The sequence below is a fragment of the Sorangium sp. So ce1335 genome, from assembly GCF_051521615.1.
Lineage (GTDB): Bacteria > Myxococcota_A > Polyangia > Polyangiales > Polyangiaceae > Sorangium.
The window spans coordinates 9,725,274-9,738,961 of the sequence record NZ_CP150363.1 but is presented as its reverse complement, the minus strand read 5'-3'; the positions used below and the strand labels follow the sequence as shown (position 1 = coordinate 9,738,961).

The 13,688-nt window shown below is 73.5% G+C and carries 13 protein-coding genes; 6 read left to right on the top strand and 7 right to left on the bottom strand.

Going from position 1 to position 13,688, the window contains the following annotated elements:
* Positions 1-6: 6 nt before the first annotated feature.
* The 4 genes from WMF24_RS36295 to WMF24_RS36280 all read right to left on the bottom strand — a co-directional run bounded on the left by WMF24_RS36295 (position 7) and on the right by WMF24_RS36280 (position 5,047).
* On the bottom strand, positions 7-939 hold the full coding sequence (locus WMF24_RS36295; protein WP_437732033.1) for a hypothetical protein: 933 nt from the start codon (positions 937-939) through the stop codon (positions 7-9).
* A 129-nt stretch (positions 940-1,068) separates the two neighbouring features.
* Positions 1,069-1,614, bottom strand: coding sequence for a hypothetical protein (locus tag WMF24_RS36290; protein ID WP_437732032.1), 546 nt, complete (start codon positions 1,612-1,614; stop codon positions 1,069-1,071).
* Positions 1,611-2,432, bottom strand: coding sequence for a hypothetical protein (locus tag WMF24_RS36285; RefSeq protein WP_437732031.1), 822 nt, complete (start codon positions 2,430-2,432; stop codon positions 1,611-1,613). The genes WMF24_RS36290 and WMF24_RS36285 overlap by 4 nt, the downstream gene beginning before the upstream one ends.
* On the bottom strand, positions 2,429-5,047 hold the full coding sequence (locus tag WMF24_RS36280) for a TonB family protein (RefSeq protein WP_437732030.1): 2,619 nt from the start codon (positions 5,045-5,047) through the stop codon (positions 2,429-2,431). Before WMF24_RS36280 ends, WMF24_RS36285 begins: the two co-directional genes overlap by 4 nt.
* A gap of 303 nt (positions 5,048-5,350) precedes the next feature.
* Between WMF24_RS36280 and WMF24_RS36275 the strand changes: the two genes are divergently transcribed.
* The 6 genes from WMF24_RS36275 (at position 5,351) to WMF24_RS36250 (ending at position 10,375) form a co-directional block, all read left to right on the top strand.
* Positions 5,351-5,767, top strand: a complete 417-nt coding sequence (locus tag WMF24_RS36275; protein ID WP_437732029.1) for a hypothetical protein — start codon at positions 5,351-5,353, stop codon at positions 5,765-5,767.
* 108 nt (positions 5,768-5,875) lie between these two features.
* Positions 5,876-6,685, top strand: a complete 810-nt coding sequence (locus WMF24_RS36270; protein ID WP_437732028.1) for a ParA family protein — start codon at positions 5,876-5,878, stop codon at positions 6,683-6,685.
* A complete protein-coding gene (locus WMF24_RS36265) occupies positions 6,660-7,496 on the top strand; it encodes a hypothetical protein (RefSeq protein ID WP_437732027.1) in 837 nt (278 codons plus the stop codon). The genes WMF24_RS36270 and WMF24_RS36265 overlap by 26 nt, the downstream gene beginning before the upstream one ends.
* Positions 7,493-8,413, top strand: coding sequence for a hypothetical protein (locus WMF24_RS36260; protein WP_437732026.1), 921 nt, complete (start codon positions 7,493-7,495; stop codon positions 8,411-8,413). The genes WMF24_RS36265 and WMF24_RS36260 overlap by 4 nt, the downstream gene beginning before the upstream one ends.
* Positions 8,410-9,714, top strand: coding sequence for a hypothetical protein (locus WMF24_RS36255; RefSeq protein ID WP_437732025.1), 1,305 nt, complete (start codon positions 8,410-8,412; stop codon positions 9,712-9,714). The genes WMF24_RS36260 and WMF24_RS36255 overlap by 4 nt, the downstream gene beginning before the upstream one ends.
* Before the next feature lie 64 nt (positions 9,715-9,778).
* Positions 9,779-10,375, top strand: a complete 597-nt coding sequence (locus WMF24_RS36250) for a Uma2 family endonuclease (protein ID WP_437732024.1) — start codon at positions 9,779-9,781, stop codon at positions 10,373-10,375.
* Positions 10,376-10,706: 331 nt separating this feature from the next.
* Here WMF24_RS36250 and WMF24_RS36245 read toward each other — a convergent pair whose 3' ends face one another.
* The 3 genes from WMF24_RS36245 to WMF24_RS36235 are packed head-to-tail and all read right to left on the bottom strand — an operon-like array spanning position 10,707 to position 13,656.
* Entirely contained in the window at positions 10,707-12,458 is a 1,752-nt protein-coding gene (locus tag WMF24_RS36245; RefSeq protein ID WP_437732023.1) for a KGGVGR-motif variant AAA ATPase, read from the bottom strand.
* The gene (locus WMF24_RS36240; RefSeq protein ID WP_437732022.1) at positions 12,455-13,285 is read right to left on the bottom strand and encodes a hypothetical protein; all 831 of its coding nucleotides are present in this window, start codon (positions 13,283-13,285) and stop codon (positions 12,455-12,457) included. Before WMF24_RS36240 ends, WMF24_RS36245 begins: the two co-directional genes overlap by 4 nt.
* Positions 13,282-13,656, bottom strand: coding sequence for a family 16 glycoside hydrolase (locus tag WMF24_RS36235; RefSeq protein WP_437732021.1), 375 nt, complete (start codon positions 13,654-13,656; stop codon positions 13,282-13,284). The genes WMF24_RS36240 and WMF24_RS36235 overlap by 4 nt, the downstream gene beginning before the upstream one ends.
* Positions 13,657-13,688 lie beyond the last annotated feature (32 nt).

Genomic DNA, 13,688 nt, shown 5'->3' with positions numbered 1-13,688 from the left:
AGCCCGTCACGGCAGCACCGCGCGCGTCGGGCACTCGCCGTCGCCCTGGAAGTCGCCGAGCGTGCGCGCCTGCGCGACGACGTAGTCGTACGCCGTCTCGATGACGCCGAGGCCGCCGCCGAGGTTGTAGTCCTGGCCGAAGACCTCGGCGACCTTCACCTCCTTGAGCTCGTCGATCGTCGTCTCGCCGTCGCCGTCGAGATCGCAGTCGGCGATGTACTGCGCGTAGCGCTTCGTGATCTCCGCGCCCGCGGTGATGTTGTTGAAGAACCAGTGATCGCCGTGGATGGTCGGCTTCACCGCGATCGTGCCGCCGGTCGGCACGCTGAACCCGAGCAGCTCGTCCTCGGTCGCGCAGTCGTCGAACGACGTCCCGGCCGAGAGGCCCCAGCGGAAGCGCACCTTCTCCGCGGGGACGCACGCCTCGCCGCGCGGGCACGACTCGCCGCCCTCCTTCTCGATGGAGCCCTCGAAGTACACCGAGTAGCCGTTCTCGACCATCAGCGCCACGTCGCCCTCCGCGGTGGGCGACAGCGACTCGACCCCCTCCCGCGCGTTCGGGAGGTCGAACCCGAAGCGATCCCAGCGCACCGCGCTCACGCCCTCGAACTCGGCGATCACGTACCTCGTCGCCGGCGCGTTCTTGAGGTCGAGCACGAACACCGATGGATCGCTCAGCGTCTCCTGCGCGTCCGAGCGCGCCGCGCGCACGTTGCCGATCGTCACGAGGAACTTCTCGTACGTGACCCGCCAGCCGTCGGCGATGTTCTCTTCCCCGGTGCCCGGCTCCAGGCCCTCGGGGATCGTGTCCTCCGGCTCCACGAAGACCTGCACGGTGCCGGTCCCTGACCCGGCGCCGCCGTCCTCACCGCCGCACCCCGCGCCGAGCGCTAGCGCGCACGCCGCGACAAACACCCCTGTCTCTCTCGTTCTCTTCATGATCCTGCTCCTCTGTCGTCGAAGACTCCGGACGAGCGCGCGCCCGCGCGCCGCCCGCCACGTGGGCCGAGCGCAGGCCGGCGCCGTCTCGCGCGCCCCGCGCCCGCATCACCCGCGCAACACCGCAGCTCAGGCCGCGGGGGGAGAGCTCTTCGGCGCCAGGGTCAGCAAAGGAATCGGGCGGACCTCCGGAGAGGGCCGGAGCGCGGCGAGGCGGAGCACCTCGAGCAGGGTGGCCCCGCCCACGCGGTGAACGGGCGCGGCGAGCTGGCCGCGCAGCGCGAACGCGTCGCAGTGATCGTCGTCGAGGTGGGGCAGCGCGTCCTGCGCGGCCACCTGATCCACGGGGGCGGGCGCCCCGCCCTCGGCCTGCTGCGTCGCCGCGGCGGCGGCCGGCAGCGCGGCGCGGGCGGCGTCGGCGCCGTGCCCGGCGTGGACGGCGCCGACCAGCGCGCCGACGTGGACCAGCTCGCCGTGCTCGCAGCGGGCGTGCCGCACGAGCAGCGCGTGCGTCAGGCCGCAGGCCTGCGCGAGCAGCGCGAGCAGCGCGATCCATCGGGCGCTCCAGCCCGCGCGCAGCCCGGCCGCGCGCCCGCGCGCGGGCCGAAGGAGCGGCCGCCGCGGCGCCCGCCCGCGCGCCCCCGCGCCGGCGTCCGCGCCGCGGCGCCCCCTCACGGCGCCTCCGACCAGACGAACTGCGGCGGGCTCTGCGCCGTCATCGCGATCACCAGCGCGTTGTGCGCGCGCGACCCCGGCGCGATCACCGCCTCGGCCGCTTCGCCCTGGCCCGCGGCGCCCTCGAAGACCTCGTCGAAATCGACCCGCGCGAGCCAGGCGCCCACGTCGAAGCGGACAGCGAGGCGCACCGGCTCGGCGCCGATGGTCGCCGCGGCCGCGACGCTCGGGACCGCGCGCTGCCCCTGGAACTGCGGCACCGCGTCGACGTCGGCCACGAACCCGAGCACGTCGTCGCCCCGCGTCGCGCGCCCGCGCAGGTGGGCCGAGTGACCGCCGGGCGCCGCGGACGACCGCGCCGGGGCCGACTCGGTGAGGAACCAGTGGATGCCGTAGTCGAACGACGCGCTCCGGATCTCCCCCTCGAAGCCGCGGACCCGGCCGAGCGGCTGCGGCTCCGCGGCGAGCAGATCGACCCGCGCGATCGAGAGCAGCTCGGCGATCGCGGTGCTGCACAGCGTCGCCGAGCCGGACGCCGCCGCGCAGAACTGGACCGGACCGAACGCCACCGCCGCCTCGTCGAGCGCGACTGTCCAGCCGCCGGCCGCGATCTCCCCGGGCGGCGCGGCCTCGGCGTACGCGAGGTACGAGACCTCGGGCTGGCCGGTGCCGGCGCAGCCGACGAGCGCCGGCGCGCCGACAAGCGCAGGCGCGCGAAGAAACGCGAGCGCGAGCAGGCCGCGCGCGGCGGAGCGGCCTTTGCCATCGTGTCGAGCGCGTCGAGCGCGTCGAGCGCGGCGAGCGCGGCGATCGTTCATAGCGAGAGCGTCACGTTGCCGAGGACCGTGAGCGGCGGCCCCGCGCTGATGTGCCGGGCCGGCAGCGCCGACGGCAACGGCGTTGTCTGCCAGTTCGAGACGAACGAGTACTCGGTGTCCGCGTGCTCCGCGTCGAGCAGGTTCTGCGCCTCCACGCCGACCTCGATCCAGGGGCCCTCCTCGGCGGGGCCGCCGCCCGCCCGGAGGCTCCGCCGGAGCGACAGCGACGCGTCCATCACGAGCAGCGGCGCGGCGCTCTGCGCGTAGGGCAGCGGCCGCGCGGAGAGGAACGTCGCGCCGTAGCCGAGCCGCCCCTCGATCGGCCGGCCCGCGATCGTGACGAGCGGCCGCCTCACCGACAGATCCGCGCGCACGACCACCGGCGGCACGAACGGGAGCTGCTGCCCCTCGACGTAGGGCGGCGTCGGGTTCTCGGGCGTCGGCGGGGGCGGCGCGTCCAGCGTGGCGTGGGCCAGGGTCGCGCTGACGCCCGCGGTGAGCGCCGGGCTCGGCGCCGCCTGCAGGTACACGACCGCGCCGCGCCGGGTCGTCGGGCCGATGCGCGCGAGCCCGCCCTCGGCCGCGTCGAAGGCGAGGTCGTACGAGAGGCGCGTCTCGTAGGCCGCCGCCGTCGCGCTCAGGCCCCCGCCGGGGCGCCACGTCGCGCCGACCTCGTAGCTCCTCACGGTCGCGAACGGCGCGTTCTCGCCCTCCTCGAGCTGCCGCGCCTGCGGGGAGCGGTAGCCGTGGCCGTACGCGGCGGAGAGCCGCAGCGCGGGCAGCGGATCGACCTCCAGGGTCGCCCGCGGGCCGAACGCGACGCCCGCCGCCGTGCGCCGGAACCCCTGGATGTGCGTCTCCTTCTGGAACGCCGGGATGAAGTTGCCGAGGCGGTCGTCCACGTCGAAGGCGAGCACGTCGGCGCGGGCGCCGCCGCGCAGGCGCGCCCAGCGCGACAGCTCGAGCAGCGCGTCGGCGTGCGCGCCGATCCCCGTCAGCCGGATCGACGCGTCGACGCGCCGGTCCCACGTCTCGTTCTGCGGCGGCTGGAGCAGGTTCTGCGCCTGCTCGATGCCGTCGGTCTGCACCTCGGCCCCGACGGCGACCTGGCCGTGGAGCCACGGCGCGAGCGGGATCCGCGGCGTGCGGTAGGCGAGGCCCCCGCCGAGCGCGGCGTCCTCGTTCGACTGCTCGATGAGATCGCCGCGGCCGACCCACGCGGGGCGCTCGCGCGAGCGCTGCGTGTAGCCGGTGAAGTTCATCCGGCTCCGGTAGCCGGACGTCATCGCCCAGAGCCACGCGCTCTTCTGGGAGCCGTCGTCGTCCGACCGCTCCGCGGAGAGCGCGACCTGGAGCCGGGTCGACGCGGCCGACTGCGAGCGGGCCGACGGGTCGCGGTACGCGTCGTGGAAGCCGACGCGCCCCGCCTCGATGTCGTCCCGCCGGAGCACGCCCGCGAGGTTCGCGCGGCTGCCGTGGGCCGCCACGTGGAGCAGCAGCGAGAACTCGTCCGGCAGCGGCAGCCGGTACTGGCCGATCGCGGCGCCCGAGATCGCCCCCCGCGCGCCGTCGCCGAAGCCGTCCGTCGCGCGCACGGCGGCGGCCCCGAACGTGTCCTCCGACTGCGCCTCCGGCGCCCAGATCGCGAGCAGCCGCCGCGTGCCGAACGAGCCGAGCGTCCCCTTGAGCAGGAGCCCGCGATCCTCCACGCCGAGGTCGAAGTACGCGCTGCCCGCGACGGCGAAGTCGCCCTGCTGCGGGTCGTACACGCCCTCGACGACGCGCAGCGACCGCACGACCTCGGGGATGATCACGTTGAGGTCGCCGTAGCCCTGGCCGTGCACGTGCGAGCGCTGGTTCAGCGGGATCGGCCCGACCCGGAGCTCGACGTCCTGGCCGTGCTCGGCGTCGAAGCCGCGCAGGAAGATGCGCTGCGCGACCGCCTCGCCCTCGGGGTGCGCCACGTGGACGCCGGGCGCCGTGCGCAGGAGGTCGGCCGCTGTCGCGTGCGGCGCGGCGGAGAGCGCGGCGCGGCCGATCCGGAAGTCGCTCGAGGCGCGCCGCGGCGGGTTCGGACGGCCCTGCACGTGGATCTCGATCGGCTTGCCGGGCTCGGCCACCGCGTGCGGGCCCGCGACGCCCCCGGCGAACTCGACGGGCTTCGGCGCCGCCGGCGCGGGCGCCGCGGGCGCCGCCGGCTGCTCGGGCGTCGCCGTCGCCGGCGCTGGCTGCGCCTCGTGCGGGCCCGGCGCGAAGTGGAACGGCACGCGGATCCGCGCCCGCACCGGCGCGCCGTCGCGCATCGCCGGCGAGAAGCGCCACCGCCGCGCGGCGTTCAGGGCGGCCTCGTCGAACCCCGCGCCGCCCGACTCGGCGACGACCGCGTCGCTGACGGAGCCGTCCTTCTCGACCGTGACGAACAGCGTGACCGTCGTGTCGACGCCCTCGGCGAGCCGCTCGGGCGGGTACACCGGGTCCACGTGCTCGAGGACGTGCGGCGGCACGGTCGCGCCGTGCTGCGCCGCCGGCTGCGCGAGCGCCGCCGGCGCGGCCAGCGCGGCCAGCGCGGCGACGGCTGACAGGCAGACGACGGACGGCCAGCGGATCCTCGACACGGCAGAGCCCTTCGATGCGCGGACAGCGGCCTCGGCAGCGCGCTCCCGAGCGGGCGTGCGCCGCCCGCCGGTGCGCGGCCTCGCCGCCCTTGCTCCTGGTCCAGATGCGCGCATGGGTGAGAAAGCCCCACGCGACTACCACGGCGCACAACGGCGCCGCAAGCGAAGCGCCCGCGCGCACGAGGGCGTCGCGAGCGAAGCGCCCGCGCGCGCCGCCGAGCATGCCGGCGACGGAAGCGCGCGGCGTCGAAGCGTCGCAGCGGCGTCTCCCCGCGCGCCGCGGGCCCGTGTATCGTCACCGTCATGGCCAATGAGGCGCTCGTCCAGGCGGTCAAGTCCATCGTCACCCTTGCGCGCGGGGGCAACCTCGACGCGGCGTACAAGGGGTACCGCGATCTCTTCCAGAAGCCCGAGTTTCTCAAGCACCGGCCCGAGGACCAGCGGCAGGTGCTGCGGCTCATGATCCTCGCCAAGGGCGTCCCGTCGACGCCGACCGACGCGATGGTCGAGGCCCACCGCGCCGCGGTGCCCGCGCTGACGGAGCTCGTGTCGATCCACGGCGACCCCGGCGACCACGAGCTCCTCGGGCTCTGCCACATGGTCCTCGGCAACCTCGAGAGCGCCGACAAGATCTTCCGCGCCGGCCTCGCCATCGAGCGCGAGCGAAACCCGCAGAGCGATCTTTGCGGCACGCTGATGAAGCGGATCTCGCTGCTGTAGCCCCCGGCGCCCCGGCGCCCGGGCGCCGGCGCGCGGCACGGGTTCCCTGCGGCGTCCGTCCTGTTAGGATGCACCCCGGGCGCCGGGGTGTGCGCCATCAGGGAGTCCATGTACGTCATTGCGCTCGCGAGCCAGAAGGGCGGCGTGGGAAAGACCACGATTTCCCTCAACCTGGGGCTCGCCCTCGCGCGCGCCGGCCACCGCGTGCTGATCCTCGAGGTCGACGCGCAGGGGAGCCTCGGGCTGTCGCTGGGCCTCGCCGACCGCGCGCGGGCGGGCATCGCGGAGCTGCTCACGGGCGCCGAGCGCCTCGAGTCGGTGCTGCTCCGGACGCGCGATCCGCAGCTCCAGGTGCTCACCGTCGGCCGCGTCGACCCGACGACGGTCGCGGGCTTCGAGGACGCGCTCGCGCGCGGGCCGGTGCTGCCCAGCGTGCTCGCGCGGCTCGCGCCGGACTTCGACATCGTCGTCGTCGACTGCCCCGCGGGGCTCGGCAAGGTCACGACCCGCGCCCTCGAGGTGGCGACGCACGCGCTCATGCCGCTCCAGGCCGAGCCGCTGGCGCTCCGCTCGGTCGGCCAGCTCCTCGCGGTGATCGATCGGATCCGCGCCGACAAGAACCCGCGCCTGTCGCTCATCGGCATGGTGCTGTCGATGTTCGACCGGCAGGCGCCCGCGTCGCTCGACGTCGCCGAGGCGCTCTGGACCAGGTTCCCCGACGGGATCATCCTCGATACCGTCATCCCGCGCGACGGCGCGTTCCTCGAGGCGTCGCTGCGCGGGGCGCCGCTCCTGCTCATGCAGAAGCGGCCGCCGCCGCTCGCGCGGGTCTTCGATCAGCTCGCGAACGACGTGCTCGTTCGCCTGGAGCCCTCCTCGCCGGACGATGACGATGGCCCGATCTCGCTCCTCCTTTGACCTCGACGGCGCCGTCGCCACCGCCGCGGCGCTCGTCAAGCGACCGAGGTCCCGCAAGGCGCGGGCGCCGTCGATCGCGCCCGCGGCCGCGCCGCTCGTGTCGTTCGAGTCGCGGCCGCCGCCCACGCGGCCCGAGCCGGAGCCGGTGTCCTCGCCGCCGCTGTCGCCGGCGTTCGAGGAGCTCGCGCCGTCGAGCGATCTCCTGCCCATGTCGAGCGCGGGCGCGAGCGGCGAGATCGGGCTCCGCAGCGCGCTGCCCCCGTCCGCCGACGACGTCGACTCGCGGCGCGGCGCGGCGCTCGACCTGCCGTCGCCCGCCTCGTCGGCCTCGTACGCCGCCGCCTCCAGGCCGCGCGTGGAGCGGCTCGACGACGCGATCGCGGCGCTCGCGGCGGGCCGCGCGCCCCCGCGCTTCCCGGAGCTCTCCGCCGTGGCCGGGCCCGTCGCGCGCTGCGAGCGGGTGATCGAGTGGATCGCCGAGGCGACCGGCGCGACCGACGTGTTCCTCGCGGACGCGGCCGGGCTCCCGTTCGCGGGCGCGATCCGGGACACGGAGGCGCGGCTCGCCGCCTCGGGCCTCGTCGCGTCGGCGATCGGCTCGCTCGTTGCGGCGCTGCCCGGCGCCCCGTCGCAGCGCTTCGAGCTCTGCGCCGGCGACGGGCCGTTCTTCCAGCTCATCGGGTTCCAGGTGCGCTCGGCCGCGTACATCGTCGGCCTGATGCGGCCGAGCCCGCTCATGCCGCGCGAGGCGCACGCCGTCCGGCTCGCGTGCCAGCACGCGCTCGACGCCGCGGTCGGGGTCGTCGGGTGAGCGCGGACCACGGCGAGCCCTCGTTCGATCGCGGGCTCACGGCGGTCGCGGGCGCGCTGGACGACGACGACCCGCTCGCCCCGATCGCGCTCGACAGCATCGGCTACGGCGTCGCCGGCCTCGACGCGATCGTCGTGTTCCACCTCAGCGACGCGCGCGTCCACGCCTCGTTCGTGCGCGAGGGCGCGGCGCTCTCGCCGGCCGACGCGGCCGCCGGGCTCCGCGACGCGTACCTCGGCAGCCGGCTCGCCGCGCAGCGGCTCGCCCCGGAGCGCGAGGGGCAGGCCCGCTCGAGCCGCGCCCGCGGCGCGCGGCTGTCGAGCAAGCCGCCCGGATCGCAGGGCCGCCCCGACGAGCTGCCGGACCCGGTCGTCACGCTGGAGCTGAGCGGCAGGACCGTGATCCTGCGGCGCGTCCGCGCGTGCGTCGTCGCGAGCCTGTTCGACGTCACGATGCCGCTCGGCATGGCGCGGCTCGTCGCGCAGCGGCTCGCCGCCGCGCTCGCGCCCGAGCTGCCGCTCGAGGAGCCGTCCGAGGAGATGCTGAGCGACCCGCCGGGGTTCTTCGAGGATCCGCTGAGCGCCGACACGGTGGACGATCTCGTGCGCGGCGTCGCGCGCTCGGCGCCGCCGCGGGGCTCGTCGAGCAGCATCCCATCGCGCAGGAGCGGCGGGACGCCGCCGCCGGTCGAGCCCCCGTCGGCCGAGGTCGCGCGGACCGAGCGGCTGCTCGCGCTGCTCGAGGCGCGCGCGCCGGAGCCGCACGTGGCGCGGCTGCGGCTCGCGCTGCGGGCCGGGCTGACGCCGCTCGCGCTGGAGCACCCGGACGGGCTCGGCGCGGAGGCGGTCGTGCTCATCGAGACGGCGGTGGCGGACATCCTCGGCCTGGATCGCGCCGCGCTGCGGAGGCTTTTGTGACGGCGCTCCGGCAAGGCCTGCGGGGCCGCATCGACGGCCCGCTCGGCGACCTGCTCGGCCCGATCGAGCCGCACTGCCTGCTCCACGTGGCCGACCAGCTCGTGATCGCGCACTCGCACCACTTCGCGCTGTTCCTCGAGCAGACGATCTTCGACGCGCTGGGCGGCGAGAGCCGCGGCGTGCGCCGGCAGGCGGCGTTCGAGGCGACGCACGCGCTGCTCGGCCCGCTGTACGCGGAGCGCCACGGCGCCTCCCCGCGGGACAAGCTCGAGCTCGCGGCCGAGCTGTTCGCCGCGATGGGGCAGGGCCGGCTGCGGTTCGAGCTGAGCGCGGAGGGCGGCGCTGTGCACGCGGCGTCGCTCTTCCACGGGACGAGCTTCCTCGAGAAGTACGGCGGCCGGATCCAGAACCGGATGGTCATGGACGCGTACGCGTCCGGCTACTGCGCGGCGGCGGCGAGCCTCGCGTTCCCGTCCGACTGGGGTCGGCTCGACGCGGACGAGGTGACGTGCGTCGCGCGGGGCGACGCGGTGTGCACGTTCCTGCTGACGCGGCGGTCCGAGCGGCCGCGCTTCGGCGAGGCGCTGACGCGCAAGCTCGTCGAGTCGGCGCGGGTGAGCTGGGGGCTCGAGGGCCCCGCGGCGCGGTCGCGGCGGACGGGGATCGCGATGCTCGAGGAGCTCGGGGCGCTCCGGGCCGACGAGCGCGGGCTCATCTCGGCGTACGGCGTGAACCTCGCGCTCTTGCCCGTGGGGTACGTGCACCAGAAGACGTTCGACACGGTGCACCTCATCGAGCGGCGGTCTCCGGAGCTGGTCCCTGTGTTCGAGGCGCTCGTGCGGGAGGCGGCGCAGACGGGCGCGTTCCACCTGCTCGGCGGGATGCTCGCGTCCGCGTCGTTCGAGGCGGCGTGCGGCCCGGTGGGCCGGGACCAGCACGAGCGGCTGGAGCAGCTCCTCGGGCTCGCCCGCGCGCTCGGCTGGGGGGCGCTCTCCGCGCCGGAGTTCCAGCCCGGCCGGGTGCTCGTGCTGCGCGCGCCGATGACGCACGAGAGCGCGTATTACGCGATGAAGCACGGCCCCACGACGCGGGGGCGGCTCCTGTTTCAGCAGGGGACGGCGCTCGCGATCATGCAGCTCCTGCACCGGGTGGATTTCGGGACGGAGCGGCCGATCGACGCGGAGACGTACGGCGGGCTGTTCAAGGTCGGGACGCGGTTCCGGGTGCAAGAGACGAAGTCGCCGCTCCGGGGGGACGAGGCGTGCGAGGTGAGGGTGGAGGCGCTCGAGGACCGGTGGTGACGGCGGCGAGCGCGGGTCGCCCGGCGCGCGGCGGTGCAGTACGCTGCGGCGGGAGAGGTTGATCATGGCCGAGCCCGCGCGGAAGCCGACGTTCACCTTCGCCGAGTACCTCGCCCACGAGCATGCGAGCGAGGTGAAGCACGAGCACGTGAACGGCGAGATCTTCGCGATGGCCGGTGGCACGCCGGAGCACGGGCTCATGGCGGTCAACGTGGCCAGCGTGCTCCGCGGCCAGCTCGTCGACCGGCGCTGCCGCGTCTACAACTCCGACGTTCGCGTGCGGGTCCAGGCGACAGGGCTCGCGACGTACCCGGACGTCAGCGTCGTGTGCGGCCGGCTGGAGCGCGATCCCGAGGACGAGAACAGCATCCTGAACCCGGTCGTGCTCGTGGAGGTGCTCTCGCCGACCAGCGAGGCATACGACCGCGGCGAGAAATTCGCCCACTATCAGACGATCCCGTCGCTGCGCGAGTACGTGCTCGTCTCGTACCAGCGGAGGCGCGTGGAGGTCCTGCGCCGCAACGACGATGGCACCTGGACGCTCCACGACGTGCGGGAGGGCGGCGTCGCGGAGCTCGCGTCGGTCGGGTGCAGCCTCCCGCTCGACGAGGTGTATCGGCAGGTCTTCGCGGGGCCGGAGCCGGGAGAAGAGGCGGGCTGAGCGGAGCCGAGACGTCGCGCCTCGGTGGCCGTGCCACACCGTCGGGGACGCGACGCCGCCGCCGCGGATCGTGCCGGCCTGCTCCGCGGCCGACGCGCTTCGGAGGGGGGCCGGCGCGGAGCTCTTCATCTCGCGGGCCGGCTGGCGGCAGGCGGCCTGCCGCGTCCACCGCCTGCGCGCCCGGGCGGAGGCGCTCCGTGGCGACGCGCGGTCGTCGCTGCGCGAGCTCGCGGAGGCGCGGCAGCTCGCGGAGCGGCATGGGTTCATTGCGCTGCTCGTGGATCCGTACCCGACGCCCGTTGCGACCGAGGAATCGGTACTCCCGCTTCGGCTACCTGGAGCCGCCACCGGATGGCTTGATGGGGCCCCGCGAGGCTTGCCTTCGGCCAGTTCGGGGCTGGTTGGACGTATCCTGCTCTGGCTTCGCGCTCCGGGATTGCTCGGGCTCCAGCTTCCCTACACGCTTGCGAGCAGCGGAGGTGTCAGAGAGAGCCGAGGCCGCATCGCGAATCATCTGTATAACATCTGAGGCTATCGTCTCGTCTTCAGGGCGTCCGGTTTTTTGGGCGATATTCATCAAGAAGCGAGATAGCTCGGTGGCGATCTTGATGCGACCCGTCCCGTGGAAGGCAAATATTCTGTGCGCGGTTGACGCCACTACTCCTGGATCGTTCGAATCGAACCGCGATGCGACTCCCTCCAATTGGCCGAGTAGGGCCTCCGTGTCTTGCTCGTCTCCTCGCTTATGTCGAATCACCGCCAGCCAGGAGAGTGCTCCGATCTCGGTGAGCTTCTCATCGGCTCGGCGCGCGACGGTCAGGCTCTTTCTCAGGGCCTCCTCAGCCTCGTCCAGCCTCCCTGCGATCAGCAGCATTTCGCCGAGCTTGTGCAAGGCGCGCGCATGCTCAGGGTACGCTCCTCGCGATAAGAAGATTCCAATGGCCTGTTCGATCTTGCGAATTCCCTCCACGTATCTATTGGCATTGTGCAGTTCTTCCGCCAGCTTGTGCAGCGTGATGGCAAGGCCCAGGGTATCACCTCTCCTCTCCGCTGCCGCGGCCTCCTCCTGGAGAGCTGCAATATCCTTCGGGCGCGATGGCGTGGATGGATCTGTGAGCGGCGGGGTGAGCGGGACCGACTCCTTCAGCCGCCACCGAAGCAGCGTCCCGGTGAGCTGCTCATACGCAAGCACCAGCGGATCCTTCGGATCCACCATGCCCCCTTCGCGCAAGACTTTCTCGTCGAAGCCCCAGCGCGCCCGATGCGGAATTACGTGGGTCCGGATCCCGTCCGGGTGATCTTCCCTGAGCCACAGGCCATCCTGAACACCTTTTTCGAAGACCTGGTTATGATGGCCGAACCACTCGTCGGCAAGGTAGCTCTCCTCTACGAGCGGCACACGGCTCACGGCGAGCCACACGCGAGGCTTCTCGCGTTCCGCCCGCTCCTTCTCCGGTGCCCCGGCAATGGCTCGTGCCACGCGCTCGGTGCCCTCGAATGATTGATGGTTCGGCGCGGTCAACAGCACCACTCCGTCGGGAAGCTGGATGGTGCAAATCCCGCCGATATCTGTCAGGCCGGTGCGGCTGTCGATGAGCACGACGTCAGCGTTCTCGACGAGCTTCTCACGCAGGGTCTCCACCGCCGCGGAGCCTTCGGTCCGGGAATAGAAATCCTGCCAGTGGAACCCCGCGAGACGATCGTCGTAGTCGCTGTCGAGCCGGCCGGCGAGGAGCACCCGGAGCGAGCCGAACCTGGGAGCGTGGTTTTCGTCGGTGATGGGGACAAACCAGTCGAGCACGCGCTCCACCTCGGGCGGCGGCTCGGGATCGTTGCGCGCCACGGCGTCGCGCCAGGCGACGAAGTAGTCGAGGAGCCCGCTGTTGGAGCCCGCTACGTCCGAGGAGATTCCGAAGAATCGGTGCAGTCCCGGCGCTTCCAGATCCCAGTCGACAGCGATGACGTTCAACCCGTGCGTGTTCGCCAGGCGGTAGGCGACGTTGGCGACCGCCATGGTCCGCCCGACGCCTCCCTTGTAGGAGTAGAACGTGATCACCCGGCGGTTGGGCTCGGTGAAGATCATGCTGCTGCCTTGCCCTTGTCATGGAGACGCGGGGGCAGATCCGGCCCCTTCTTGAGTCGTGCCCAGGCTGGTGTCCTGGGCCCCTCGGGGCCGCGGTCGGGCAACCATGCGTCGAGCTCGTTCTCCTCCGCACCGAGCGCCGCAAGCGCGTCGCGGCAGCGCCGGCGCCCTTCGCTCGAAAGGCCGGCCAGCGCGCTGGCGACGACGCCTGGCTTGTAGATCGAATCTGTGGCGAACGCCCAGAGGACGTCCCCCAGTGGGAAGTCATGGTATCGGCGGGCTCGTTCGACGGCTTCGGGGAGGATCCCGAGGGCCCGCTCCGGGGCGGAAATGCGCAGCCCGGCCGTGACCACCGGCCACAGGCGGGGGAGCTCGCGCTGCCAGACGGCGAGCCACTTCGAATAGAGCTCACCCGGCGCCTGGAGCCCTGCGAGCGCGAAGAGGACGAGCTCCTCGGCGTCGGCATCGAGGGCGTCGTCGTGACCGCCAAGTGCGCCGCGCTCCGCGATCTCACGGAGCGTGCTCTCGGCCGCTCGTACCTCCAGCGTATCCACGAGCTCGGCCAGATAGCGAACGGCGCGCGCGTCCGGCCCCCCGCGCAGATTCCCCTGCGCTGCTTCCGCGAGCGCGGCGACTGCGGCCTTCTCCAGGCGTGCGCGGAACGCCTTGTTGCGCGACTGCTCGTGGAGGGTGGCCACATAATCATCCGGGCTCTCCATGTGCAGCTCGGAGACGGGCGGATCCTCCTTTTCCCCACGCATGCGCGCGAGCAGCCAGGCCCGGAGCTCCGCCGCGCTCAGACCCACGATCTTCGGCGCGTCCCTCACGGAAGCCTCCGATGGCTGAGATAGTCGCGCGGCGGCGCAGTCCGGATCCCGCCCACATACCGCGCCTCGCGGTCATCCGCGGCATCGGGCAGCACGATCAGCTCCGGCTCCGACGGCGCGTCGGTGCGGAGGTGTCGCGTCATGCCCCAGGGGTCGTTGTGCCCGGAGTTCGGTCGCCGCCATGCGGGGTGGATCAGGGCGTCCTCGAACCGGGCCGCGGACAGGATATCTCCGGCGCCGGCGACCACCCGGACCGCGCCGTCGTCCACCTTCCAGCCCGCAGGTCCCCCGCCGCGGGCGGTGAAGCCGCGCAGATCCACGCCGTCGAACAGGACCTCTGCGCCCGGCGGCGCCTCCGATGCGATGCACATGGACTGACCTCTCCTGACCAGGGCTCCCTCGT

Coding starts and splice junctions, on each gene's coding strand:
- WMF24_RS36295 (WP_437732033.1), bottom strand. CDS start 939: ATGAAGAGAACGAGAGAGACAGGGGTGTTTGTCGCGGCGTGCGCGCTA.
- WMF24_RS36285 (WP_437732031.1), bottom strand. CDS start 2,432: ATGAACGATCGCCGCGCTCGCCGCGCTCGACGCGCTCGACGCGCTCGA.
- WMF24_RS36275 (WP_437732029.1), top strand. CDS start 5,351: ATGGCCAATGAGGCGCTCGTCCAGGCGGTCAAGTCCATCGTCACCCTT.
- WMF24_RS36270 (WP_437732028.1), top strand. CDS start 5,876: ATGTACGTCATTGCGCTCGCGAGCCAGAAGGGCGGCGTGGGAAAGACC.
- WMF24_RS36265 (WP_437732027.1), top strand. CDS start 6,660: ATGGCCCGATCTCGCTCCTCCTTTGACCTCGACGGCGCCGTCGCCACC.
- WMF24_RS36250 (WP_437732024.1), top strand. CDS start 9,779: ATGGCCGAGCCCGCGCGGAAGCCGACGTTCACCTTCGCCGAGTACCTC.
- WMF24_RS36245 (WP_437732023.1), bottom strand. CDS start 12,458: ATGATCTTCACCGAGCCCAACCGCCGGGTGATCACGTTCTACTCCTAC.
- WMF24_RS36235 (WP_437732021.1), bottom strand. CDS start 13,656: ATGTGCATCGCATCGGAGGCGCCGCCGGGCGCAGAGGTCCTGTTCGAC.